Source organism: Rahnella sp. CG8 (assembly GCF_023701875.1).
GTDB classification, from domain to species: Bacteria; Pseudomonadota; Gammaproteobacteria; order Enterobacterales; family Enterobacteriaceae; genus Rahnella; species Rahnella aceris.
The window spans coordinates 78,376-102,759 of the sequence record NZ_JABAED010000020.1 but is presented as its reverse complement, the minus strand read 5'-3'; the positions used below and the strand labels follow the sequence as shown (position 1 = coordinate 102,759).

Annotated in this window: 21 protein-coding genes; 14 read left to right on the top strand and 7 right to left on the bottom strand. The window is 52.9% G+C overall.

Annotation, left to right across the window (positions count from 1 at the left end; all coding sequences use genetic code 11):
- Window positions 1–82: transposase (locus HGO41_RS18365; protein ID WP_153376634.1), on the bottom strand; the 82-nt coding region annotated here is incomplete at its 3' end.
- A 373-nt stretch (window positions 83–455) separates the two neighbouring features.
- On the opposite strand from HGO41_RS18365, the gene ytfQ reads away from it, so the two are divergent.
- From ytfQ to yjfF, 4 genes are all read left to right on the top strand, one after another.
- Complete coding sequence (ytfQ, locus tag HGO41_RS18360; RefSeq protein ID WP_013577556.1) at window positions 456–1,412, top strand: galactofuranose ABC transporter, galactofuranose-binding protein YtfQ; 957 nt, start codon at window positions 456–458, stop codon at window positions 1,410–1,412.
- A 110-nt stretch (window positions 1,413–1,522) separates the two neighbouring features.
- Window positions 1,523–3,004 carry a galactofuranose ABC transporter, ATP-binding protein YtfR gene (gene ytfR, locus HGO41_RS18355; protein ID WP_217217339.1) on the top strand — a complete coding sequence of 494 codons (1,482 nt, stop codon included), beginning with the start codon at window positions 1,523–1,525 and terminating at the stop codon, window positions 3,002–3,004.
- A 12-nt stretch (window positions 3,005–3,016) separates the two neighbouring features.
- Window positions 3,017–4,036: a galactofuranose ABC transporter, ATP-binding protein YtfT gene (gene ytfT / locus HGO41_RS18350; protein ID WP_148232211.1), complete on the top strand. Its 1,020-nt coding sequence runs from the start codon at window positions 3,017–3,019 to the stop codon at window positions 4,034–4,036.
- Window positions 4,036–5,022: a galactofuranose ABC transporter, permease protein YjfF gene (gene yjfF, locus HGO41_RS18345; protein ID WP_013577553.1), complete on the top strand. Its 987-nt coding sequence runs from the start codon at window positions 4,036–4,038 to the stop codon at window positions 5,020–5,022. The genes ytfT and yjfF overlap by 1 nt, the downstream gene beginning before the upstream one ends.
- Before the next feature lie 12 nt (window positions 5,023–5,034).
- Here the strand turns inward: yjfF and hdfR are convergent, their stop codons facing one another.
- Window positions 5,035–5,859: an HTH-type transcriptional regulator HdfR gene (gene hdfR / locus HGO41_RS18340; RefSeq protein WP_013577552.1), complete on the bottom strand. Its 825-nt coding sequence runs from the start codon at window positions 5,857–5,859 to the stop codon at window positions 5,035–5,037.
- Between the two features lie 118 nt (window positions 5,860–5,977).
- On the opposite strand from hdfR, the gene HGO41_RS18335 reads away from it, so the two are divergent.
- Window positions 5,978–6,316 carry a MaoP family protein gene (locus tag HGO41_RS18335; protein WP_013577551.1) on the top strand — a complete coding sequence of 113 codons (339 nt, stop codon included), beginning with the start codon at window positions 5,978–5,980 and terminating at the stop codon, window positions 6,314–6,316.
- 25 nt (window positions 6,317–6,341) lie between these two features.
- Here the strand turns inward: HGO41_RS18335 and HGO41_RS18330 are convergent, their stop codons facing one another.
- Window positions 6,342–7,877 (bottom strand): YifB family Mg chelatase-like AAA ATPase, encoded by a 1,536-nt coding sequence (locus HGO41_RS18330; protein ID WP_121020201.1) that lies wholly within the window; start codon window positions 7,875–7,877, stop codon window positions 6,342–6,344.
- Between the two features lie 365 nt (window positions 7,878–8,242).
- Between HGO41_RS18330 and HGO41_RS18325 the strand changes: the two genes are divergently transcribed.
- The 7 genes from HGO41_RS18325 to ilvA all read left to right on the top strand — a co-directional run bounded on the left by HGO41_RS18325 (window position 8,243) and on the right by ilvA (window position 16,250).
- The gene (locus HGO41_RS18325) at window positions 8,243–9,481 is read left to right on the top strand and encodes an MFS transporter (protein WP_013577549.1); all 1,239 of its coding nucleotides are present in this window, start codon (window positions 8,243–8,245) and stop codon (window positions 9,479–9,481) included.
- A gap of 132 nt (window positions 9,482–9,613) precedes the next feature.
- Entirely contained in the window at window positions 9,614–9,715 is a 102-nt protein-coding gene (gene ilvL / locus HGO41_RS18320) for an ilv operon leader peptide (RefSeq protein WP_015699153.1), read from the top strand.
- 147 nt (window positions 9,716–9,862) lie between these two features.
- Window positions 9,863–11,509, top strand: a complete 1,647-nt coding sequence (ilvG, locus tag HGO41_RS18315; protein ID WP_013577548.1) for an acetolactate synthase 2 catalytic subunit — start codon at window positions 9,863–9,865, stop codon at window positions 11,507–11,509.
- On the top strand, window positions 11,506–11,769 hold the full coding sequence (gene ilvM, locus HGO41_RS18310) for an acetolactate synthase 2 small subunit (RefSeq protein WP_013577547.1): 264 nt from the start codon (window positions 11,506–11,508) through the stop codon (window positions 11,767–11,769). Before ilvG ends, ilvM begins: the two co-directional genes overlap by 4 nt.
- A 16-nt stretch (window positions 11,770–11,785) precedes the next feature.
- Window positions 11,786–12,715: a branched-chain amino acid transaminase gene (locus HGO41_RS18305; RefSeq protein ID WP_013577546.1), complete on the top strand. Its 930-nt coding sequence runs from the start codon at window positions 11,786–11,788 to the stop codon at window positions 12,713–12,715.
- A 134-nt stretch (window positions 12,716–12,849) separates the two neighbouring features.
- Window positions 12,850–14,700, top strand: coding sequence for a dihydroxy-acid dehydratase (gene ilvD / locus HGO41_RS18300; protein WP_013577545.1), 1,851 nt, complete (start codon window positions 12,850–12,852; stop codon window positions 14,698–14,700).
- Between the two features lie 5 nt (window positions 14,701–14,705).
- Window positions 14,706–16,250, top strand: coding sequence for a threonine ammonia-lyase, biosynthetic (gene ilvA, locus HGO41_RS18295; RefSeq protein ID WP_013577544.1), 1,545 nt, complete (start codon window positions 14,706–14,708; stop codon window positions 16,248–16,250).
- 47 nt (window positions 16,251–16,297) lie between these two features.
- Here the strand turns inward: ilvA and ilvY are convergent, their stop codons facing one another.
- Window positions 16,298–17,179, bottom strand: coding sequence for an HTH-type transcriptional activator IlvY (gene ilvY / locus HGO41_RS18290; protein ID WP_013577543.1), 882 nt, complete (start codon window positions 17,177–17,179; stop codon window positions 16,298–16,300).
- 186 nt (window positions 17,180–17,365) lie between these two features.
- On the opposite strand from ilvY, the gene ilvC reads away from it, so the two are divergent.
- The gene (ilvC, locus tag HGO41_RS18285; RefSeq protein ID WP_013577542.1) at window positions 17,366–18,841 is read left to right on the top strand and encodes a ketol-acid reductoisomerase; all 1,476 of its coding nucleotides are present in this window, start codon (window positions 17,366–17,368) and stop codon (window positions 18,839–18,841) included.
- Window positions 18,842–18,930: 89 nt separating this feature from the next.
- Here the strand turns inward: ilvC and ppiC are convergent, their stop codons facing one another.
- Window positions 18,931–19,212, bottom strand: coding sequence for a peptidylprolyl isomerase PpiC (gene ppiC / locus HGO41_RS18280; protein ID WP_015690589.1), 282 nt, complete (start codon window positions 19,210–19,212; stop codon window positions 18,931–18,933).
- A 175-nt stretch (window positions 19,213–19,387) separates the two neighbouring features.
- Here ppiC and rep point away from each other — a divergent pair, with 175 nt between their 5' ends.
- On the top strand, window positions 19,388–21,412 hold the full coding sequence (gene rep / locus HGO41_RS18275) for a DNA helicase Rep (RefSeq protein WP_013577540.1): 2,025 nt from the start codon (window positions 19,388–19,390) through the stop codon (window positions 21,410–21,412).
- Window positions 21,413–21,489: 77 nt separating this feature from the next.
- On the opposite strand, the gene gppA is transcribed toward rep, so the two are convergent.
- Both gppA and rhlB read right to left on the bottom strand, forming a co-directional pair.
- Window positions 21,490–22,980 carry a guanosine-5'-triphosphate,3'-diphosphate diphosphatase gene (gppA, locus tag HGO41_RS18270; protein ID WP_013577539.1) on the bottom strand — a complete coding sequence of 497 codons (1,491 nt, stop codon included), beginning with the start codon at window positions 22,978–22,980 and terminating at the stop codon, window positions 21,490–21,492.
- 6 nt (window positions 22,981–22,986) lie between these two features.
- The gene (gene rhlB / locus HGO41_RS18265; protein WP_013577538.1) at window positions 22,987–24,279 is read right to left on the bottom strand and encodes an ATP-dependent RNA helicase RhlB; all 1,293 of its coding nucleotides are present in this window, start codon (window positions 24,277–24,279) and stop codon (window positions 22,987–22,989) included.
- Window positions 24,280–24,384 lie beyond the last annotated feature (105 nt).

Below are 24,384 nucleotides of genomic sequence, written 5' to 3'. Positions count from 1 at the left end.
GGCAGAGCTCACGGGCAGAAACCCCGGCTTCAGCCTCGCGGAGGATACTGATGATCTGTTCGTCGGAAAAACGCTTCCTCATGGGGATGTCCTCATGTGGCTTATGAAGACATTACTAACATCGTGGTGTATTAATCAACGGGGAGCAGGTCAGATTATTTGCACCAATGGGCTCAAAATCTTCGCTTTTGCCAGTTGTTTTTTGTCATGTTTTGGCTGAATACATGCACGAATTGATTGTTCTCCCCGTATGTGACCTCGCTCATGCTCCCATTTTCCCTATGTACTAAACCTAATCATCGTCTTATGACGACTATCAGACCCTGACAGCATTCTTTTATCCTTTTTCCGACAAAACTGTCGTAGCGGCTGAATGCGTATGTCGGGTAAACGTCCTGGCCGTACCCTACGAGTCATAACAAAAAGTAGCTCAGACTACACGCGAGGAAAGAAACATGTACAAACGCTTATTTGTGGCAGCAGCAGTAGCAACAGCATTTTGTGGCGCAGTTCAGGCGGCTCCGCTGGTTGTTGGTTTTTCGCAGATCGGCTCTGAGTCTGGGTGGCGTTCTGCGGAAACCAAAGTCTCTAAATCAGAAGCGGAAAAACGTGGTATTACACTGAAAATATCTGATGCTCAGCAAAAACAAGAGAACCAAATCAAAGCAATACGTTCATTCATCGCACAGGGTGTTGATGCCATTTTCATCGCTCCTGTTGTTGCTACTGGCTGGGCTCCGGTTCTGACCGAAGCTAAAGAAGCTAAGATCCCTGTGTTCCTGTTAGACCGTACGATCGAAGTCAGTGATCCGTCTCTTTACACTGCTGCAGTCGCTTCTGACAGCGTGTATGAGGGCAAAGTGGCGGGTGACTGGCTGGTGAAGGACGCTGCTGGCAAACCATGTAATGTTGTCGAATTGCAGGGTACGGTCGGTGCCAGTGTGGCGTTAAATCGTAAACAAGGTTTTGCAGATGCGTTGAAAGCTGCACCAAACGTCAAAATTATCCGCTCACAGTCCGGCGATTTCACCCGCAGTAAAGGCAAAGAAGTAATGGAAAGCTTCATCAAGGCTGAGCAAAACGGTAAGAACATTTGTGCTGTTTACGCCCATAACGACGATATGGCGATCGGTGCAATTCAGGCTATCAAAGAAGCTGGCCTGAAACCGGGTTCGCAGATCAAAATCGTCTCTATCGACGGTGTTCCTGATATCTACAAAGCTATGCTGGCGGGTGAAGCGAATGCTTCTGTTGAGCTGACACCAAACATGGCTGGCCCGGCATTTGATGCGCTGATTGCGATGAAAAAGGATGGTACGCAACCGAAGAAATTCATTCAGACTCAATCCGCGTTGATCCTGCCGGACATGGCTCAGAAAGAGTATGACATGAAGAAAAACATGGGTTACTGAGCCGGTTTACCGGCTTGTCTCACGGGCAAGCCGGTAACAATTATTCCCTTTTCGCTTATAGCGAATGCAGCAGGAGTAGTGACGTGACGGATAATCCTGGTTCAGAAACGCTGCTTGAAGTACGCGGTTTATCAGTTGAATTCCCCGGCGTAAAAGCGCTGGAAAATGTCGACTTTACCCTCGAACGCGGTGAAATTGTTGCCCTTTTAGGTGAGAACGGCGCCGGTAAGTCCACAATGATTAAGGCCCTCACCGGTGTCTATAAACGTTCTGCTGGCCAGGTCTTTCTTAACGGAAAACCGATCGAGCCAATCAGTACTGCTGATGCCCAGTCGCTGGGGATTGGTACGGTATATCAGGAAGTAAATCTCCTGCCAAATATCTCTGTTGCTGCCAACTTGTTCATCGGGCGCGAGCCAACCCGTTTCGGTCTGGTCAATCAGCGCAAGATGGAACAACAGGCCGACGCCCTTCTGGAAGGCTATGGGCTGCATCTGGATGTCAGCCAGCCACTCTCAACCTACTCCATTGCGATTCAGCAAATCGTGGCAATTGCCCGCGCTGTTGACCTGTCTGCACAGGTTTTAATTCTTGATGAACCCACCGCCAGCCTTGATGCCAAAGAAGTCAGTATGTTGCTCGATATTCTGGTTCAACTGCGTGATAAAGGGGTGGGGATGATTTTCGTCACCCATTTCCTCGATCAGGTTTATCGGATCAGCGACCGGATTACCGTTTTGCGAAACGGTAAGCGTGTGGGGTCTGAACGAACGGTGGATTTACCGCGTATCGATCTCGTACCGATGATGCTGGGACACAGTTTTGATGAAAACCTGCTCAAACGCACCGAACATAGAAATGTGACGGGTGAGCCGTTAGTGGATTTCAAAGACTATGGGCGTCGAGGTGTGGTCGAGCATTTTGACCTGAAAGTACGTCGGGGTGAAATCGTCGGACTGGCGGGGTTACTGGGATCAGGACGGACAGAAACCGCTCAGCTGATTTTTGGCATTAAAGGGCATGACAGCGGCAATGCACGTGTCGATGGCAAAGAAGTCGCCATCAGCACACCCAGAAAAGCGGCTAAACTGGGGTTTGGTTACTGCCCGGAAGATCGTAAAACCGATGGCATTATCGGCGCGGCTACAGTGCGTGAAAATATCATCCTTGCCTTACAGGCGCAGCGCGGCTGGTTGCGTCCTTTACCCATGAAAGAGCAGCATCAGATCGCCGAAAAATTTATCAAACTCCTCGGCATCCGTACACCGGGCACTGAGCAGGAAATTCAGTATCTTTCCGGTGGTAACCAGCAAAAAGTATTGCTGTCCCGCTGGCTTGCAACCAATCCTCGTTTCCTCATTCTCGATGAACCTACCCGTGGGATTGACGTCGGTGCCCATGCAGAAATCATCCGTCTGATTGAAAAACTTTGTGACGAAGGCCTGGCGTTACTGGTCATTTCCTCTGAGCTGGAAGAACTGGCGGGTTATGCCGATCGTATTGTTGTCTTACGAGACCGTCGTCATATTGCCGAAATTGAGCAGGCTGATATCTCCGTGCCAGCCATTATGAAAGCCATTGCGGCGCAATGAGGGGAGATAGTGATGAATAACAGGAGCCTGCCAATGACGGGAAAACCGCGCAAAGTAAGATGGGTATTTCCAAAAGGCGCCACGCAAATCGGTGCTTTCGTCGCAATATTAATCATAGACAGCCTGGTCGCCCCGGGCTTTTTCTCTATCCATATTCAGGATGGCCGCTTGTTTGGCAGCCTGGTGGATATTTTCAACCGTGGTGCCCCTGTCGCTTTGCTGGCTCTCGGGATGACGCTGGTTATTGCGACCGGCGGCATCGACCTTTCCGTCGGTGCGGTCATGGCGATTGCCGGTGCAACAGCCGCGACCATGACGGTGCAAGGATATCCGCTGATGATCGTGCTGCTGGCCTCGGTCGGGGTGGGGGCAATATGCGGTTTGTGGAATGGCTTTTTGGTCGCTGTTCTGCAAATTCAGCCGATTGTTGCCACGCTGATGCTGATGGTCGCCGGACGTGGCATCGCACAGCTGATTACGGAAGGGCAAATCGTCACGTTTGAACACAATGGTCTATCGCAGTTTGGCAGTGGTTCTTTGTTCTATCTGCCAATGCCGGTGATCATTGCCGTCGCCATGCTGGTTCTTGTCTGGGCGCTGACGCGGAAAACAGCGCTTGGCCTGTTCATCGAATCAGTCGGCATCAATATCCGTTCTGCTTATAACGCCGGCGTAAATGCCCGTTTAGTGCTGATCTCCACTTACGTCATTTGTGGGATTTGCGCGGCCGTTGCGGGCGTTATCATAACGGCTGATATTCGCGGAGCGGACGCCAATAATGCCGGACTATGGCTGGAACTTGATGCCATTCTTGCCGTCGTCATCGGCGGCGGCTCGTTACTGGGTGGACGTTTTAACCTGCTTCTTTCGGTTGTCGGTGCACTGATCATTCAGGGAATGAATACCGGCATTCTGCTCTCCGGCTTCAAACCGGAATTCAACCTGGTGCTGAAAGCTCTGGTGGTGCTCGCTGTACTGGTAGTTCAGTCTCCCCGCGTCTCTTTCAGTAATCTGTTCCGGAGGAAAGGATAATGCTCAAAAGAAATCTGCCCCTGCTGATTACGATCGTGGTTTTCCTGGCCGGATACGCCTATTGCTTCACTCAGTTCCCCGGTTTTGCATCCACACGCGTGTTTTTTGATTTGCTGACGGATAACGCGTTTCTCGGCATCGTGGCCGTCGGGATGACATTTGTCATCTTATCCGGCGGCATCGATCTGTCAGTGGGTTCTGTTATCGCTTTCACCGGTGTTTTGCTGGCGAAACTCATCGGTGCTTATGGCATCGCGCCTGGCTATGCCTTTGTCATCGTGCTGTTGATGGGCACCACGTTTGGTGCGCTGATGGGATGGATCATTGATACGTTGAAACTGCCTGCTTTCATCATCACGCTGGCGGGCATGTTTTTTGTGCGCGGTATGAGTTTTATTGTTTCGGAAGAATCGTTGCCGATTAACCATCCGGTTTATGAATTCCTCGCCAATTATGCCTGGAAAATGCCCGGTGGTGGTCGTTTCACATTGCTGGCTCTGGTTATGCTGCTGGTGGTGCTTGGCGGGATTATTCTGGCTCACCGTACGCGATTCGGTAACAACGTCTATGCCGTTGGCGGCAGCAATGTGTCGGCTGCGCTGATGGGGGTGCCGGTAAGGCGTACCACGATTTATATCTACATGCTGTCCAGTACGCTGGCGGTCTTATCGGGCATCATTTTCTCGCTCTACACTTCTGCGGGTTATGCACTCGCGGCGAGTGGTGTAGAACTGGATGCTATCGCCTCTGTTGTGATTGGCGGGACGTTACTGAGTGGCGGCGTAGGCACGGTTTTAGGCAGCTTGTTTGGTGTGCTTATTCAGGGGCTGATCCAAACCTACATCACTTTCGATGGTACGCTTAGTTCGTGGTGGACCAAAATCGTGATGGGCGTTTTGTTGTTTATCTTCATCGGATTGCAAAAAGGGATGGGCAGCTTCTGGACAGCCAGAAGAGCGCGCCATCCGCGACCAGAACCGTCCTGAAACAGGACGGTATCAGAAATTAGTGATCAGCGGTGTTTTGAGTAACTGACGGATCAACACTTGCTGGTCGCTGGTTTGCAGCCAGACGGCGTAAAGCGGGCGGATCACCGGCGGAACATCTTCATGTGCGGCCAGTTGCGGATATTCTTTGGCCCAGTGCGCAGGCAGGAACGCACAACCGCCGGTATTTTCCAGCAACTGACGCGTCAGATGTGCAGAGGTTGTGGTTAACACCGGTTCCTGATCGCTGTTTTGCAGTTTTTCCTGCTGAGGAAAATCAGCGCCCCATTCCAGCTTCACATACGGTGATTGTTCGCTTCTGACCGTTTTCTGCGATGAGAATAGTCGTAACGAGAAATTACCTAGTAACTGACTTGAGAGCTCGTCCATCTTTGGTGGCTCGGTGGTGATCAGCAAATCCAGTTGTCTTTCATGCAATTGTTTGACCAGCGACTGACGCAGTGCAATGCGCGCCTCAAGCCTAAGCGTGCCACGCTGGGTGTAAAGAGACTGCAGCCACGGGGTCAGATAGGCTTCCCAGAGCGACGCCGTCGCACCAATCGACAATTCTGTGTGCTGTAACGAGCGTACAACCTCTTTTTTCGCCATTTGCCACGTTGACATAAGATTCTCTGCATAAGGCAGCAGACGTTCTCCTGCGGGCGTTAAGCGGATGTTATTGCGATGCCGTGTGAATAAATTGGCGCCAAGTTGGGTTTCCAGTTGCCGGATACGAAAGCTGACAGCGGATTGAGTCAGGTAAAGGGATTCCGCCGCCCGACCAAAGTGGCGAGTTCTACTGACCTCCAAAAAGGTTTTCAGTAATTCCGTGTCCAAAACTATCTCCAATATTTTTTGTCGTTAAGATTTAAATGTTTTGTTTTACACAATGTCAAGCCTAACTAATACTCCGCGCCATAACAGCACGACCATGAGAGAATTAGGAGCGTGTCAGATGGCGGAAAGCTTCACCACGACAAGTCGTTTTTTTGATAATAAACATTACCCTCGCGGGTTCTCCCGGCATGGCGATTTCACCATTAAAGAAGCGCAAATGCTAGAACGTTACGGCTTTGCTTTTAACGAGCTGGATCTGGGAAAACGTGAGCCCGTTACCGACGAAGAAAAACTGTTCCTGGAGGTTTGCCGTGGTACGCGCGAACCGGTAACGGATGCAGAAAAAGTGTGGAACAAATACATTGTCCGCACTCGTCGTCCGAAGAAATTCCACACGTTGTCTGGCGGTAAACCGCAGGCTGACGCTGTAGAAGACTACACGGAAAGCGATGACTAATGAAACGGGGCGATGCCCCGTTTTTTTATGCCAGGCTCTTATGTAGAGTTAACAATAGCCTATCCATGCTGCGATAGCTCAGTGCTTCAGCAATATGTCTTCGCTCAATCGATTCCTCGCCACCCAAATCAGCCAATGTTCTCGCGACTTTCAGAATGCGATGCCAGGCTCTGACCGATAATCCCAGTTTGTGCAGGACTTCTTCCAGAAATTCAGCATCTGCTTTGGTTAACACACAGTACGTCTCCACTTCGCTACTGCTCAGATGCGCGTTGACTTTTCCCGCGCGTTTTAACTGAATTTCTCTGGCGGTCAGTACCCGTTCCCGTACTTGTACACTATTTTCCCTGAGCACAGGCGTATGGTTTTGCTGGCTCAAAATGCCGGGCGGCAGGAGCGGGACTTCAATCGACAGATCGAATCTGTCGAGAAATGGCCCGGAAAGCCGGCTCAGGTAGCGTAAAACCTGCTGTGGCGGTGTGCGGTTATGAATGCCCTGATAGTGTCCGGTCGGGCTGGGATTCATCGCTGCAATCAGTTGCGCTCTTGCCGGATAGCGGACTTTCGCCCGTGCACGGGAAATGGTGATTTCGCCGGATTCCATTGGCTGGCGCAAGGCATCAAGAACCTGGCGCTGAAATTCTGGCAGTTCGTCGAGAAACAATACGCCGTTATGTGCCAGTGATATTTCTCCCGGTCTGGGTAACGACCCGCCTCCCACCAGCGCGCTCATGGATGTGCTGTGATGCGGTGCACGAAAGGGGCGGATGCGTGAAAACTCGCCGTCATCTTCGGGGTTATACACCAGGCTGGCAATGGCGGCCGTTTCCAGCTTTTCCTCGTTACTCATGGGCGGCAGTAAACCGGGCAACCGGCTAGCCAGCATGGTTTTTCCGGTGCCAGGAGGCCCAATCAACAATAAATTATGCCCTCCCGCTGCCGCCACTTCGAGCGCGCGCTTTGATTGCTCCTGTCCGATGATATCGGCAATGTCAGGTTGATACTCGGGCGGAGGCGCCGTCGCCGGAAATTCAATCGGTGGCAAATTGTCCTCGCCCTGAAGGAATGCGCAGACCTGCAATAAGTGCCCGGCCACCTGCGCTACACCGGGATCAAGAAGCGTCATTTCCGTCTGATTACTTTGCGGCAGGATCAACACCCGGCCTTCTTTTTGCGCCTCAAGTGCCGCCGGAATCGCGCCATTTACGCTGCGCAGCGCACCGGAAAGGCCCAGCTCACCCAGAAACTCGTACTCCTCAAGCTTATCGCCCTGAAGCTGCTCTGAGGCCACCAGAATCGCCAGCGCGATGGACAAATCATACCGGCCGCCTTCTTTGGGTAAATCAGCGGGTGCAAGATTGACGGTGATGCGTTTGGCCGGAAAGGTAAACCCGCAGTTGATGATGGCGCTGCGAACCCGATCTCTGGCTTCCTTGACGGTGGTTTCCGGTAAACCGACCAGTGTCAGGGCCGGTAATCCGTTGCTGATATGGACCTCGATCGAGACACCGGGTGCCTGAACCCCCAGCGATGCGCGGGTATATACCACGGCTAATGACATGCTTTTTCCTTTCTATGAGCTCTGCTGACGGCAGCATGCCTGAGCTGGAAACGCTTTCGGGAAGAAGTTTGCTGCAATGCGTAATGCGATGGGAAAATAATCTGCAAGTCACCGACTTAACATGAAGGGATGCGAACTGCTTCGCAACGACAGCAATACTCCTTAACAGTTTAAGGTTTCTGGAAACAAATTAGCGGACTAATTAAGTTGCCGCAAATACCGGCAGGGGTGTTTAATCTTGCTGTATTTAACAATAAATAAACAAATACAGAACACTGATTAACATCTCTCTGCCTGACCAGGGATTTTCCGCAATGCCCTGGTGAGTGCACTACCTGCAGCTATTCCGAAATAGGGACTCACCCATGTTTGGTTGGACTTCTCGGCAGCGTAACGTTGCCATCGCCAGCTTTCTGAGCTGGACTCTCGACGCTTTCGATTTCTTCATTTTGGTCTTCCTGCTCAGCGATATCGCATCGGCATTTCAGGTAGATATCAAACAGGTCACGCTGGCAATACTGCTGACGCTGGCCGTGCGACCGATTGGGGCGTTGCTGTTCGGGCGTGCGGCGGAAAAGTACGGGCGCAAGCCGGTGCTGATGGTCAATATCGCGCTATTTTCTTTCTTCGAGCTGTGTACTGCGGCGGCACCTTCCCTGACCGTTTTCCTGATCCTTCGCGTGATTTACGGCATTGCGATGGGCGGTGTCTGGGGCGTAGCTTCTTCTCTGGCGATGGAAACCATACCTGACCGTTCCCGTGGCGTGATGTCGGGGATTTTTCAGGCGGGTTATCCGTTTGGTTATCTGCTGGCGGCGGTGGTATATGGTTTGCTGTTTAATGTGGTCGGCTGGCGCGGCATGTTTGTGATTGGTGCTGTGCCGGTTTTCCTGCTGCCTTTCATCTGGTTCAAAGTACAGGAATCGCCGGTCTGGCTGGCGGCGCGGGAACGCAACGAAAGCACGGCACTGATGCCGGTGCTGAAGAAAAACTGGAAGCTATGTATTTATCTGGTTGTGCTGATGGCGGGTTTTAATTTCTTCAGCCACGGTACGCAAGATCTCTATCCGACGTTCCTGAAAGTTCAGCACGGTTTTGACGCACATACCGTCAGTTTAATCGCCATAAGCTACAACATTGCGTCAATTATCGGTGGGATCTTCTTTGGTTCGCTGTCTGAGAAAATTGGTCGTAAGAAAGCGATTATTATCGCCGCGTTGCTTTCACTGCCGGTCATTCCATTATGGGCCTTCTCCGGCGGTTCATGGATGCTGGGGCTGGGCGCGTTCCTGATGCAGTTTATGGTGCAGGGCGCATGGGGCGTCGTGCCGACTTATCTGACCGAACTGGTGCCTGCTAACACGCGCGCGGTTCTGCCGGGGTTTGTTTACCAGCTCGGTAATCTGATTGCTTCGGTTAATGCGACGCTTCAGGCTTACATTGCCGAAAGCCACGGACACAACTACGGACTGGCGATGGCAATTGTGGCCGGTACTGTCGCCATTCTGATTTCTGTTCTGGTGGCATTTGGCCGGGATACCCGCGGAAAAGCGATTGCTGGAGCAATAAATAATCAAACGGCAAATCATCACGCTAAGTTTTGATTTTTCAGATGATTTTTCATGGTTTCTGCAACGGACTGCAAATAATAACGCAAGAAAAATGTTGTCATTAATCATCTTACTGTGATAACTCTGTAGGCAATCGTTCGCAATATGAATTTTAGAAACCTAAAAATGAAAGCCCTTCTCCTCGTAGTTAGCCTAGTCGTGATTAGCGTGGTGGTGATTATTATCCCACCGTGCGGGGCTGCACTTGGACGAAGAAAGGCTTATTAAACAAGCCTGAACCTGAAAAGAAACCCCGCACCGAAAGGTCCGGGGTTTTTTTTTGGGTCAGGAATTTCAGAGAACAGAGAAGCGGGGTCGGAAAATGAGCAACAGCATAATATTCTGCACTTGTCGCAAAAAGGCAGGAGAATAAAGATGAACGGAGCACAATGGGTAGTACAAGCGTTGCGTGCGCAGGGTGTAAATACAGTATTTGGTTATCCTGGCGGGGCAATCATGCCGGTATACGATGCATTGTATGACGGCGGCGTGGAACACCTGTTGTGCCGGCATGAGCAGGGTGCTGCAATGGCCGCCATCGGCTATGCCCGTTCTACCGGAAAAGTTGGCGTCTGTATCGCCACTTCCGGTCCTGGTGCGACCAACCTGATCACCGGTCTGGCCGACGCGCTGTTAGACTCCGTTCCGCTGGTGGCCATCACCGGGCAGGTTGGTTCTGCCTTCATCGGCACCGATGCCTTCCAGGAAATCGACGTTTTAGGGTTGTCCCTGGCCTGCACCAAACACAGCTTCCTGGTTGAATCTCTGGAAGCGCTGCCGGAAATCATGGCGGAAGCCTTTGCCATCGCCAGCTCTGGTCGTCCGGGCCCGGTTCTGATCGACATTCCGAAAGATATCCAGCTGGCCGTGGGTGAATTACCGCCGCATCTGGTGGCGGTTGAAGAAACTTTTCCGCATCCTGCGGCTGAATTACAACAAGCCCGCGCCATGATCGCTGCCGCGCAAAAACCGATGGTTTACGTCGGTGGCGGTGTCGGTATCGCGCAGGCCGTTCCGGCATTACGCGAATTCATTACTGCGACAGGCATTCCTGCGGTAGCAACGTTGAAAGGTCTGGGGGCGCCGGATGCCAGCGACCCATGTTATCTGGGTATGCTGGGCATGCACGGTACCAAAGCGGCGAATCTGGCTGTTCAGTCCTGCGATTTGCTGATTGCCGTCGGCGCGCGTTTCGATGACCGCGTGACCGGCAAGCTGAATACTTTTGCGCCAGACGCCGCGGTTATCCACATGGATATCGATCCGGCCGAGCTGAACAAATTGCGCCAGGCGCATGTGGCGTTGCAGGGTGATCTGAATGCGCTGTTACCGGCGCTGCAACAACCCCTGAACATCAACGCCTGGCGTGATGAAGTGATGACGCTGAAAGCGCAGGGCGAATGGCGCTACGATCATCCGGGTGAAGCGATTTATGCGCCGTTGTTACTGAAACAAATCTCTGACCGTAAATCGGCCAATACCGTGGTGACCACCGACGTCGGCCAGCATCAGATGTGGACCGCGCAACATATGCAGTTCACTCGCCCGGAAAACTTCATCACCTCCAGCGGTCTGGGCACGATGGGTTTCGGCGTTCCTGCCGCCGTCGGCGCACAGGTTGCCCGCCCCGACGATATGGTGATCTGCGTTTCCGGTGACGGTTCATTCATGATGAATGTTCAGGAGCTGGGCACCATCAAGCGAAAACAGTTGCCCGTCAAAATCCTGTTGCTGGATAACCAGCGATTAGGGATGGTTCGACAGTGGCAGGAATTGTTCTTCGACGGACGCTTCAGTGAAACCAACCTCTCCGATAACCCCGATTTTGTCACGCTGGCCAGCGCATTCAACATCCCCGGCCAGCGTATCCACCGTAAAGATCAAGTCGATGCCGCTCTGGACGCTTTCTTCAACAGTGAAGGTCCGTATTTGCTCCAGGTTTCCATCGACGAAAATGAGAATGTCTGGCCGCTGGTTCCTCCGGGCGCAGGCAACGAAACCATGCTGGAGAAAATGTCATGATGCAACATAACGTCTCAATTCAGGCCCGCTTCCGCCCCGAAATGTTAGAGCGCGTATTACGCGTCGTCCGTCACCGTGGTTTTCAGGTGTGCGCAATGAACATGACGCCGATGGTCAATGCGGAAAACATAAATATCGAATTGACCGTTGCCAGTCAGCGGCCCGTAGATTTACTGTCTTCACAGTTACGCAAACTTATGGATGTCGCTTGTGTCGAGATCCAGCAACATACATCACAACAAATACGCGCGAATGCGTGAGTAAAGGAACGAGAGAATGACGAAGAAAGCTGATTACATTTGGTTCAACGGCGAGATGGTTCCGTGGGCAGAAGCTAAAGTCCATGTCATGTCACACGCACTGCATTACGGCACTTCCGTTTTCGAAGGCGTGCGTTGCTACGACTCCCATAAAGGCCCGGTCGTATTCCGTCACCGTGAACATATGCAGCGTCTGCGCGATTCCGCAAAAATTTACCGTATGCCTGTTTCCCAGAGTGTGGATGAGCTGATGGAAGCTTGCCGCGAAACCCTGCGTAAAAACAATCTGGTCAGCGCGTATATCCGTCCGCTGGTGTTTGTCGGCGATGTGGGTATGGGCGTTAATCCGCCGGACGGCTACAAAACTGATGTGATCATCGCCGCCTTCCCGTGGGGCGCGTATCTGGGTGAAGAAGCGCTGGAGCAGGGTATCGACGCGATGGTGTCTTCATGGAACCGCGTTGCTGCAAACACCATTCCAACCGCTGCGAAAGCCGGTGGTAACTACCTGTCCTCCCTGCTGGTCGGCAGCGAAGCACGTCGTCACGGTTATCAGGAAGGTATCGCGCTGGACATTCACGGCTATGTGTCTGAAGGCGCTGGCGAAAACCTGTTTGAAGTGAAAGAAGGCATTCTGTTCACACCGCCATTTACCTCTTCTGCCCTGCCAGGTATCACCCGTGACGCTATTATTAAACTGGCAAAAGACCTGGGTCTTGAAGTGCGTGAGCAAGTTCTGTCCCGTGAATCCCTGTATCTGGCAGACGAAGTCTTCATGTCCGGTACCGCTGCAGAAATCACCCCGGTGCGCAGCGTTGACGGCATTCAGGTCGGTATCGGTAAACGTGGTCCGGTGACCAAACAAATTCAGGATGCATTCTTCGGCCTGTTCACCGGCAAAACCGAAGATAAATGGGGTTGGCTGGATCCAATCAACCCACAATAATTTTACCCGTCATCCTTCAGGCCGCCTCCGCGTTCGCTGCCTGGTGCAACCCGAATGATTCAGGGTAAATAAGAAATTCAGCAGGTAGCGATTTCGCTGCCTGCTAAACAGAAATGATTTGGAGTGAACAGAGCATGCCTAAGTACCGTTCCCACACCACGACACACGGCCGCAACATGGCTGGCGCCCGCGCATTATGGCGCGCTACCGGCATGACGGATAACGATTTTGGTAAGCCCATTATTGCCGTCGTCAACTCATTCACCCAGTTCGTGCCGGGCCACGTGCATTTGCGCGATTTGGGTAAGCTGGTTGCCGAGCAAATCGAAGCGTCCGGCGGCGTGGCGAAAGAATTCAACACTATCGCTGTGGATGACGGGATTGCCATGGGGCATGGCGGCATGCTGTATTCATTGCCTTCACGCGAACTGATTGCTGACTCGGTGGAATACATGGTTAACGCGCACTGCGCTGATGCCATGGTGTGTATTTCCAACTGCGACAAAATCACCCCGGGAATGCTGATGGCGTCACTGCGCCTGAATATTCCGGTGATCTTCGTTTCCGGTGGTCCGATGGAAGCCGGTAAAACCAAACTGTCTGACAAAATCATCAAACTCGACCTGGTCGATGCGATGATTCAGGGCGCAAACCCGAACGTCAGTGATGCCGACAGCGAACAAATCGAACGTTCTGCCTGTCCGACCTGCGGCTCCTGTTCCGGTATGTTTACCGCCAACTCCATGAACTGTCTGACCGAAGCGCTGGGCCTTTCTCAGCCGGGTAACGGTTCATTGCTGGCTACTCACGCCGATCGCCGCGATTTGTTCCTTAACGCCGGTCGCCGCATCGTTGAGCTGACCAAACGTTATTACGAAAAAGACGATGAAAGCGCATTGCCGCGCAACATCGCCAGCAAAGCGGCATTCGAAAACGCCATGATCCTGGATATCGCGATGGGCGGCTCGACTAACACCGTTCTTCACCTGCTGGCTGCCGCGCAGGAAGGCGAAATCGACTTCGACATGACCGACATCGACCGTCTGTCACGCAAAGTCCCGCACCTGTGTAAAGTCGCGCCAAGCACTCAGAAATACCACATGGAAGACGTTCACCGTGCCGGTGGCGTGCTGGCGATTCTGGGTGAACTGGATCGCGCCAATCTTCTGAACCGCGACGTGAAAAACATTCTTGGCCTGACCCTGAACCAGACGCTGGATCAGTACGACATCATGCTGACCAAAGACGAAGCGGTGAAAAAAATGTTCCGCGCCGGTCCCGCAGGTATCCGTACTACCCAGGCGTTCTCACAGGATTGCCGCTGGGACACATTGGATGATGACCGTGCCGATGGCTGTATCCGTTCTCTGGAACATGCTTTCAGTAAAGACGGCGGTCTGGCCGTGCTTTACGGCAACATCGCCGAAGCGGGCAGTATCGTTAAAACGGCGGGCGTGGATAAATCCAACCTGACTTTCCGTGGTCCGGCAAAAGTGTACGAAAGCCAGGACAGCGCAGTTGAAGCGATTCTTGGCGGCAAAGTGGTTTCCGGCGACGTTGTTGTGATTCGTTACGAAGGGCCGAAAGGCGGGCCGGGCATGCAGGAAATGCTGTATCCGACCACTTACCTGAAATCCATGGGTCTCGGCAAAGAGTGCGCGCTGATTACCGATGGTCGTTTCTCCGGCGGCACATCCGGTCTGTCTATCGGCCACGTTTCTCCGGAAGCGGGCAGCGGCGGCCTGATTGCACTGGTGGAAGATGGCGACATCATCGATATCGACATTCCGAACCGTAGCATGGTGCTGGATGTGCCTGCGGCAGAACTGGCGGCGCGTCACGAAGCTGAACTGGCACGTGGCGACAAAGCCTGGACGCCGAAAAACCGCGAACGTGTGGTTTCACTTGCGCTGCGTGCTTACGCATTGCTGGCGACCAGTGCCGATAAAGGCGCAGTGCGCGACAAGTCTAAGCTGGGAGGCTGACAGTCATGGCGGTATCACAACCTCTACCCGACCAGCCGTGCGGCGCAGAATACCTGCGTGCCGTGCTGCGTGCGCCGGTTTATGAAGTCGCACAGGTTACGCCTTTGCAGGTCATGGAAAAGATCTCTTCCCGGTTGGGTAACACCATTCTGGTGAAGAGGGAGGATCGTCAGGCCGTCCACAGTTTTAAACTGCGCGGTGCCTATTCGATGATCGCCAGCCTGACGGAAGAACAGGCTGCGCGTGGCGTTATCACTGCGTCCGCGGGAAATCACGCGCAGGGTGTTGCATTGTCGGCGACCAAAAAAGGCATCAAATCTCTGATTGTGATGCCGGTTGCCACAGCGGATATCAAAGTGGATGCCGTGCGTAACTTTGGCGGTGAAGTGTTGCTGCATGGCGCGAATTTCGATGAGGCGAAAGCCAAAGCGATCACGCTGTCGCAGGAACAGGGCATGACTTTTGTGCCGCCATTTGATCATCCGGCGGTGATTGCCGGGCAGGGCACGCTGGCCATGGAGTTGCTGCAACAGGATGCGCATCTCGACCGCGTATTCGTGCCTGTCGGCGGTGGCGGTCTGGCCGCTGGTGTCGCCGTGCTGATCAAACAACTGATGCCGCAGATTCAGGTCATCGGTGTTGAAGCTGAAGATTCTGCCTGTCTGCGCGCGGCAATGGACGCCGGTGAACCGGTCGACCTGGCGCGTGTGGGTTTGTTCGCAGAAGGCGTGGCGGTGAAACGTATCGGCAACGAAACGTTCCGCTTGTGTCGCGAATATCTTGATGACGTCATCACCGTCGACAGCGATTCAATTTGTGCCGCGGTGAAAGACTTGTTCGAAGACGTGCGTGCAATTGCCGAACCTTCCGGCGCACTGGCGCTGGCGGGGCTGAAGAAATACGTGCAGCAGCACAATATTCAGGGCGAACGCCTGGCGCATGTGCTTTCCGGGGCGAACGTGAATTTCCACGGTCTGCGTTACGTGTCGGAACGCTGTGAGCTGGGCGAGCAACGCGAAGCGCTACTGGCGGTGACCATTCCTGAGCGCAAAGGCAGTTTCCTGAAGTTTTGCCAGCTGCTGGGGGGCCGTTCGGTGACAGAGTTCAACTACCGTTATGCCGATGCCGACAACGCCTGCATTTTTGTGGGCGTGCGTCTGACGCGCGGTCACGCAGAGCGTCAGGAAATTATCGACGAACTGAATCACGACGGTTATCAGGTTGTGGATCTGTCCGACGATGAAATGGCGAAACTTCATGTGCGTTACATGGTGGGCGGGCGTCCGACCAAGCCTCTGCGCGAGCGGCTTTACAGCTTTGAATTCCCGGAATCTCCGGGGGCTTTGCTGAAATTCCTGCATACGCTGGGCACGCACTGGAATATTTCGCTGTTCCATTACCGCAGTCACGGTACCGATTTCGGTCGTGTGCTGGCCGCGTTTGAGCTGAACGAAGAAGAGCCGGAGTTCGAGCAGAACCTGTCGGCGCTGGGTTATGACTGTCACAACGAAAGTGATAATCCGGCGTTCCGCTTCTTCCTGGCGGGCTAAAACTAAACGGGGCATCTGAAAAGTGCCCCTTTTTATTCTGTAAACGTTCAGAGCAACTGCCAGAACGCGTCGATCAGTGGTTCGCTAAGGCGTTTTCTTTGCACGCAGACGCCCAGTTCCAGCGGCGCGCCAAGCGTGATGTTATCCAGAATGGAAATACGGTTGCGTACCGGTTCCGGGCTGTTATCGACCACTACGGACGGGATCAGCGCGATGCCGCAACCGAGCGCGACCATCGATACAATGGCTTCGTGGCCGGATACCGTGGCATAAATCAGTGGATTGCTCAGGCGGTTGCGTTTGAACCAGACGTCAATGCGTTTTCGCGCCGGGCCATGTTCCGGCAGGATGAACGGAATTTGCGACCAGTCCGGATGCGGCTCACTGACCTGGGTGCGGACGGCGCAGGGCAGGGAAGGAGAAATCAGGATCATCGGGATTTCGCCGATCTGCGTGAAATCGACGCTGCCCGGCAAACTTTCCGGACGACCGGCAATCGCCAGATCCGCTTCGGTGGACTGGACTTTTTCAACCGCATCCGCAGCGTCGCCGGTGGTGAGTTTGATTTCGACCAGCGGATGCTGCGCACGGAAGCGGTCAAGGATTGGCGGCAAATGGCTGTAGGCGGCCGTCACCGAGCAGAACAGGTGCAGTTCGCCGCTCAGCGTCGGGCCATGCTGATCCAGCCCGCTGCGCAGTTGCTGGTAATGCAGAAGCGTTTGCTGGGCAAAGTTTTTGAGTTGTTCACCGGCACTGGTCAGTTGCACGGTGCGGTTATCACGCTGAAATAACGGCTGGCCGAGTTCTTCTTCCAGCCGTTGGATCTGGCGTGACAACGTGGACGGGCTGACATGCATCGCCTTCGACGAACGCCCGAAATGGCGGCTTTCCGCCAGATGTAAAAACAGTTTCAGATCACGTAAGTCCATAAAGAATATCCGGCTCTTTGGCGTTAAAGATGACTGATTGAGAGTATTGCATAATCTGCAACGTCATCTTCGTAATATATCAATTTAAGCAATGTGTCACATGACATATAGTGAATTCACGGCGTTCACCAGCTCACCGGTGAAACAAAAAATAACAGCACTTACCTCGATAGAACGGAGCAAGACATGGCTAACTATTTCAACACACTGAACCTGCGTCAGCAGCTGGCACAACTGGGCAAATGCCGCTTTATGGGTCGCGATGAATTCGCGGACGAAGCCAGCTACCTCAAAGGTAAAAAAGTGGTGATTGTAGGCTGTGGCGCACAGGGCCTGAACCAGGGTCTGAACATGCGTGATTCCGGTCTGGATGTGTCTTACACCCTGCGTGCAGAAGCGATTGCTGAGAAGCGTGCTTCATGGCGTAAAGCGACCGAAAACGGCTTTAAAGTCGGCACCTACGAAGAACTGATCCCGCAGGCAGATCTGGTTATTAACCTGACGCCAGACAAACAGCACAGCGCGGTGGTTAAAGCGGTTCAGCCTCTGATGAAAGACGGTGCAACGCTGGGCTATTCCCACGGTTTCAACATCGTTGAAGTGGGCGAGCAAATCCGTAAAGACATCACCGTGGTGATGGTTGCGCCGAAATGCCCGGGTACCGAAGTGCGTGAAGAATACAAACGTGGTTTCGGTGTACCAACACTGATCGCCGTTCACCCGGAAAACGACCCGAAAGGCGAAGGCATGGCGATCGCTAAAGCCTGGGCAGCAGCAACCGGCGGCCATCGTGCAGGTGTTCTGCAATCTTCCTTCGTTGCCGAAGTGAAATCTGACCTGATGGGCGAGCAGACTATCCTGTGCGGCATGTTGCAGGCGGGTTCTCTGCTGTGCTTCGACAAACTGGTTGCTGACGGCGTTGATGAAGCTTACGCAGAAAAACTGCTGCAGTTCGGCTGGGAAACCATCACCGAAGCGCTGAAACAAGGCGGCATCACGCTGATGATGGACCGTCTGTCTAACCCGGCGAAGTTGCGTGCTTATGCGCTGTCCGAACAACTGAAAGAGATCATGGCGCCGCTGTTCCAGAAACATATGGACGACATCATCTCTGGCGAATTCTCCAGCGGCATGATGGCTGACTGGGCGAACGACGATAAGAAACTGCTGACGTGGCGTGAAGAGACGGGCGCAACCGCATTCGAAAACGCGCCACAGTTCGAAGGTAAAATCTCCGAGCAGGAATACTTCGACCACGGTGTTGTGATGATTGCGATGGTGAAAGCAGGTGTTGAGCTGGCTTTCGAAACCATGGTAGCTTCCGGCATCATCGAAGAATCTGCTTACTACGAATCACTGCACGAACTGCCGCTGATCGCCAACACCGTTGCACGTAAGCGTCTGTACGAAATGAACGTGGTAATCTCCGATACGGCTGAATACGGTAACTACCTGTTCGCTAACGCTGCCGTACCGTTGCTGAAAGAGTTCATGACCACTCTGCAGGCAGGCGATTTGGGCAAATCAGTTGCCGAAACTCAGGTTGATAACGCGCAGCTGCGCGATGTTAACGAAGCGATTCGCAATCACCCGATTGAGTCCATCGGCCGCACCCTGCGTGGCTATATGACCGACATGAAACGCATTGCTGTAGCGAGTTAATTCATTAACCCTCAGGTATGAAATAGAAATAAAAAGGGCACTGCATGAAAATGCGGTGCCCTTTCTTTTGGTTCTGTCTGAGGCAGAACTTAGTTGCGGTACAAAATCTTAATGATGTGGTAACCGAACTGAGTGTGCAGCGGGCCCTGTGGCTCGATCAGCGGCGCAGAGAAAACCACTTTATCGAAAGCTGGCACCATTGCGCCTTGCTTGAATTCACCTAAATGGCCGCCTTTCTTGCCTGACGGACAGGTGGAATGTTTTTTAGCCAGTTTCTCAAAATCGCCACCGTTCTTCAGTTGTTCCAGAAGATCAAGTGCCTGTGCTTCTTCCTTTACCAGGATATGCATTGCTGCGGCAGTTTTTGCCATGATAAGACCTTTTTGCGAGAGTGTTTCCAGAGGCGTAATGTAACATCTGAAACACTGCGGGGGGAATCCGGCCTGCATTCCATACATCACAAATTGCGCCTTAAAGCCTGTCAATCTCAGGCGATGTTTCTGCTACAATCGCCGTCCTTGTCTATCAGGTGAGCAAAAATACGCCATGCGATTAAACCCCAGCCAACAACACGCCGTCGAATTCGTCACCGGACCCTGCCTGGTTCTGGCGGGGGCTGGCTCCGGTAAAACCCGTGTAATTACCAATAAAATCGCGCACCTGATCCGTGAATGTGGCTATCAGGCACGTCACATTGCGGCTGTCACCTTTACCAATAAAGCCGCGCGTGAAATGAAAGAGCGTGTTGCACAAACCCTCGGTCGCAAAGAAGCGCGGGGCTTGCTGATTGCAACGTTCCACACGCTCGGGCTGGAAATCATCAAACGCGAATTTGCTGCCCTGGGGATGAAATCTAACTTCTCTTTATTTGATGATCAGGACCAGCTGGCGCTGCTGAAAGAGCTGAGCGAAAAATGGCTGGAGAACGATAAAACATTATTGCAGCAGCTGGTTTCCACGATCTCCAACTGGAAAAACGATCTGGTTGATCCTTCGCATGCCGCCGGGCTGGCGCGATCTGAACGTGATCAAATCTTTGCGCACTGCTACAGCCTTTATCACGATCATATGCGCGCGTGTAATATTCTCGACTTCGATGACCTGATCCTGTTGCCTACGTTACTGCTGCAAAGTAATGAAGAAGTGCGTGAACGCTGGCAGAACAAGTTGCGTTATCTGCTGGTCGATGAATATCAGGACACTAACACCAGCCAGTACATGATGGTGAAATTGCTGGTCGGCAACCGCGCACGTTTCACCGTTGTTGGTGACGATGACCAGTCGATTTACTCCTGGCGCGGTGCTCGACCGCAAAACCTGGTGCTGCTGAAAGAAGACTTCCCGCAGTTACAGGTCATCAAACTTGAGCAAAATTACCGTTCCACCCAGCGTATTCTGAAAGCTGCCAACATTCTGATTGCCAATAATCCGCATGTGTTCGAGAAGCGCTTGTTCTCTGAACTGGCTTATGGCGAAACGCTGAAGGTCGTGACGGCGAATAATGAAGATCATGAATCCGAGCGGGTGGTCGGTGAGCTAATTGCTCATCATTTCATCAACAAAACCGCTTATGGCGATTACGCGATTTTGTACCGTGGTAACCACCAGTCGCGTTTGTTTGAAAAAATGCTGATGCAAAACCGCATCCCGTACCGGATTTCCGGCGGCACGTCCTTCTTCTCCCGACCGGAGATTAAAGACCTGCTGGCCTATTTGCGAGTGCTGACCAATCCGGACGACGACAGCGCATTCCTGCGCATCGTTAACACGCCACGTCGTGAAATCGGCGCGGCCACCCTGCAGAAACTGGGGGAGTGGGCCAATCAGCGCAACAAAGGGCTGTTCAAAGCCAGTTTTGATATGGGACTGAGCCAGTCTCTGACCGGACGCGGGCTGGAATCCCTGCAACGTTTCACGCACTGGATGGGCAATATCTCTGAGCTGGCCGAACGTGAGCCGGTTGCGGCTGTCCGGGATTTGATCCACGGCGTTGACTATGAAAGCTGGCTGTTTGAAACCTCACCAAGCCCGAAAGCGGCTGAAATGCGCATGAAAAACGTTAATCAGCTGTTCAGCTGGATGACGGAAATGCTTGAGGGTACCGATCTGGATGAGCCAATGACGCTCACGCAGGTGGTCACCCGCTTCACGCTGCGTGACATGATGGAACGCGGTGAGAACGACGAAGAGCTGGACCAGGTTCAGCTGATGACGCTGCATGCTTCGAAAGGGCTGGAGTTCCCGTATGTGTATCTGGTCGGTATGGAAGAAGGTTTGCTGCCGCATCAGAGCAGTATCGATGAAGACAACGTGGATGAAGAGCGGCGTCTGGCTTATGTGGGGATTACCCGGGCACAAAAAGAGCTGACGTTTACACTCTGTCGCGAACGCCGTCAGTACGGCGAGCTGATCCGTCCGGAACCGAGCCGCTTCCTGCTGGAATTACCACAGGATGACCTGGCCTGGGAAAGCGAACGTAAAGTGGTAAGTGCGCAGGAACGCATGGTGAAAGGGCAAAGCCATCTGGAGAAAATTCGCGAGCAACTGGCGAAAGCGAAAGGCGGCAATTAGGCATTAAACATGAGCCATTAAAAAAGCAGAGGCTGATGAATCAGGTCTCTGCTTTTCTAACGTTTTACAACTGCTCATCACTGTTCTTCGACAAACAGCGGCCAGTGGACATAACTTTGCCAGTGGCTTTCCTGCTCTAATTCTTCAGCGCGCAAAGGATGCTGTTCCAGCCAGCCCTGCGGCACAATCACACTCAGTTCATCATCATTAGCACGTAAACGCACAGCCGGCAGTGTGTCGTCGCGACGACGGCTGGCAAATATAATCGCCAGGCGCAGAATACGACAAAGACGTTGTGCCTGACGCGGCGGCACGGCATTTTGCTCATTGAGCAACGGTAAATCGAGCATGTTGTTCTGGTTTTGCAGTAACGTCGCCAGCAGTTTTTTCTGCGCCGGCGTGAAACCCGGTAAATCCAGATGACGGATCAGATAGGCTGCGTGATGCGGTGCTTTCTTGAAATCGACACTCAGACCAATTTCGTGGATCAGACAGGCACTGTTGAGCAGTTCACGGGCACGGGCATCCAGCTTCCATTCCTGAGCCACCTGCAGCGAAAAGTTCTCAGCCAGTTGCGCCACACGCTCGGCCTGCTCGTTATCCAGCAGATAACGGCGTTGCAGATTACGCAGCGTACGCTGACGGATATCCTGCTCGATCGGCAAATGCAGCATGCCGTAAACCAGACCTTCACGCAGTGCACCACCCGCCAGTGTCATCATCTCGATGTTCAGCGTTTTGAAAATGGCGATCAGAATAGACAGTCCGCTCGGGAAAACCAGCGCACGTTCAAGGGTCAGACCTTCAATCTCCAGTTCTTCCAGCTTGCCGCACTGAATGGCGCGCTGTTTGAGCTGCTGAAGTTTAGGCAGTGTGATGCGTTCATCCATGCCCTGAGCGACCATGATTTCCTGCAAGGCTTGCACGGTACCTGAAGCGCCGACACAAATCTGCCAGCCATTGGCAATCAGCTCAGGTGCCACAGGAAGGATCATGTCGGTCGCAGCCTGTTCAGCCTGATCAAAGTTTTCTTTTGCCAGATTTCGATCTGCAAAATACTGCTCGAGCCAGGTGACGCAGCCCATCGAAAGGCTATAAAGCGTGGTGGCCTGAGCCCCAATGCCGGTCACCAGTTCGGTGCTGCCACCACCAATATCGACCACCAGACGTTTATCTGGCCCGCCCGTGGTGTGAGCAACGCCGTGATAAATCAGACGTGCTTCTTCTTCACCGGTAATGACCTGAATCGGGCAACCGAGAATTGCCTGAGCTTTACCCAGAAACTCATCGGCATTGCTGGCAAGACGCAGCGTTGCGGTGGCAACCACACGAATTTGGTCGCGCGGGATATCCTGCAATCTTTCAGAAAATAGTTTCAGGCATTGCCAGCCACGCTGCATCGCTTCCTGAGAAAGCAGGTTTTGTTTATCCAGACCGGCTGCCAGACGCACTTTGCGCTTAATTCTGGCGAGGGTCTGGATACTGCCTGCCACCTCACGAACAACCAGCATGTGAAAGCTGTTAGAGCCCAGATCAATCGCTGCATACAGTGAGGTGGAACTTAACATAGGTTATCAGCCCGGACGTTTACGGTTGCTACGTGGTGCACTGCTGCGACGTGAAGACGAATTACTGTTGCGGCGCGGGCCGTTACCGGTGCGCGAGCGGGCAAGACGTTTTGCAGGAGGCAAATCAGTTAACAGCGCATCGCTGTTGTATTTACTCACCGGAATGCTGTGGCCGGTATAGGTTTCTATCGCTGGCAGATTCAGGGCATATTCTTCACACGCCAGGCTGATGGAATGACCACTCAGACCCGCACGGCCGGTACGACCAATGCGATGCACGTAGTCTTCACAGTCGTCAGGCAAGTCATAGTTAAAGACGTGTGTCACGGCAGGAATGTGCAAACCACGGGCAGCAACGTCGGTCGCAACCAGAATATCCAGCGTGCCTTTAGTGAAGTCTTCCAGAACGCGAAGGCGTTTTTTCTGCGGGACGTCACCGGTCAGCAAACCGACGCGGTGTCCGTCGGCAGCCAGATGGCCCCAGACATCTTCACAACGGTGTTTGGTGTTTGCAAAAATAATGCAACGATCCGGCCATTCCTCTTCAATCAGCGTCTGTAACAGGCGCATTTTTTCTTCATTTGAAGGATAGAACAGCTCTTCCTGAATACGGTGGCCCGTTTTTTGTTCCGGTTCGATCTCAATCGACTCGGCATTATTCATGTTTTCGAACGCCAGTTCTTTCACACGATAGGAAAGCGTTGCTGAGAACAGCATGTTCAGGCGTTGATTAGCAGGAGGCATCCGGCGGAACAACCAGCGGATATCTTTGATGAAGCCCAGATCGAACATACGGTCTGCTTCATCCAGTACCACCACCTGGATCGCGCCCAGGTCGATGTGGTTCTGTTTAGTGTAATCGATTAAACGGCCGGTGGTTCCGATCAGGATGTCCACGCCGCTTTCCAGCACTTTAAGCTGTTTGTCGTAACCGTCGCCGCCATACGCCAGACCTAATTTCAGCCCGGTAGATTCAGATAATGCTTCGGCGTCGGAGTGAATCTGCACCGCGAGTTCACGCGTAGGTGCCATGATCAAGGCACGCGGCTGGTTAGTCTGACGACCTTCCGCAGCAGGGTGAGAAAGCAGATAATGGAAAGTAGACGCTAAAAAAGCCAGCGTCTTGCCGGTACCGGTTTGCGCCTGACCTGCAACATCACGCCCAGCGAGCGTGATTGGCAATGCCAATGCCTGAATAGGAGTACAGTAATGGAAGCCTTTCTTTTCAAGGGCTTCTACTGCCAGCGGGTGCAGGGCGAAGTCGGAAAACTTCTGTTCGGTCAAGTGTGTTTTGCTCATAGTGTGGTAGAATATCAGCTAACTATTGCTTTACGAAAGCGTATCCGGTGAAATAAAGTCAACCTGATGTTGGTTAATGCTACATCAACAAGGTAAAGATAATCC

Excerpts from the sequence above, each read along its gene's own strand:
- HGO41_RS18330 (WP_121020201.1), bottom strand. The coding sequence starts at position 7,877 with ATGTCATTAGCCGTGGTATATACCCGCGCATCGCTGGGGGTTCAGGCA.
- ilvD (WP_013577545.1), top strand. The coding sequence starts at position 12,850 with ATGCCTAAGTACCGTTCCCACACCACGACACACGGCCGCAACATGGCT.
- ytfT (WP_148232211.1), top strand. The coding sequence starts at position 3,017 with ATGAATAACAGGAGCCTGCCAATGACGGGAAAACCGCGCAAAGTAAGA.
- yjfF (WP_013577553.1), top strand. The coding sequence starts at position 4,036 with ATGCTCAAAAGAAATCTGCCCCTGCTGATTACGATCGTGGTTTTCCTG.
- ilvA (WP_013577544.1), top strand. The coding sequence starts at position 14,706 with ATGGCGGTATCACAACCTCTACCCGACCAGCCGTGCGGCGCAGAATAC.
- ilvC (WP_013577542.1), top strand. The coding sequence starts at position 17,366 with ATGGCTAACTATTTCAACACACTGAACCTGCGTCAGCAGCTGGCACAA.
- HGO41_RS18325 (WP_013577549.1), top strand. The coding sequence starts at position 8,243 with ATGTTTGGTTGGACTTCTCGGCAGCGTAACGTTGCCATCGCCAGCTTT.
- ilvG (WP_013577548.1), top strand. The coding sequence starts at position 9,863 with ATGAACGGAGCACAATGGGTAGTACAAGCGTTGCGTGCGCAGGGTGTA.
- ppiC (WP_015690589.1), bottom strand. The coding sequence starts at position 19,212 with ATGGCAAAAACTGCCGCAGCAATGCATATCCTGGTAAAGGAAGAAGCA.
- rhlB (WP_013577538.1), bottom strand. The coding sequence starts at position 24,279 with ATGAGCAAAACACACTTGACCGAACAGAAGTTTTCCGACTTCGCCCTG.
- HGO41_RS18335 (WP_013577551.1), top strand. The coding sequence starts at position 5,978 with ATGGCGGAAAGCTTCACCACGACAAGTCGTTTTTTTGATAATAAACAT.
- HGO41_RS18305 (WP_013577546.1), top strand. The coding sequence starts at position 11,786 with ATGACGAAGAAAGCTGATTACATTTGGTTCAACGGCGAGATGGTTCCG.
- ilvM (WP_013577547.1), top strand. The coding sequence starts at position 11,506 with ATGATGCAACATAACGTCTCAATTCAGGCCCGCTTCCGCCCCGAAATG.
- rep (WP_013577540.1), top strand. The coding sequence starts at position 19,388 with ATGCGATTAAACCCCAGCCAACAACACGCCGTCGAATTCGTCACCGGA.
- gppA (WP_013577539.1), bottom strand. The coding sequence starts at position 22,980 with ATGTTAAGTTCCACCTCACTGTATGCAGCGATTGATCTGGGCTCTAAC.
- ytfQ (WP_013577556.1), top strand. The coding sequence starts at position 456 with ATGTACAAACGCTTATTTGTGGCAGCAGCAGTAGCAACAGCATTTTGT.
- ilvY (WP_013577543.1), bottom strand. The coding sequence starts at position 17,179 with ATGGACTTACGTGATCTGAAACTGTTTTTACATCTGGCGGAAAGCCGC.
- ilvL (WP_015699153.1), top strand. The coding sequence starts at position 9,614 with ATGAAAGCCCTTCTCCTCGTAGTTAGCCTAGTCGTGATTAGCGTGGTG.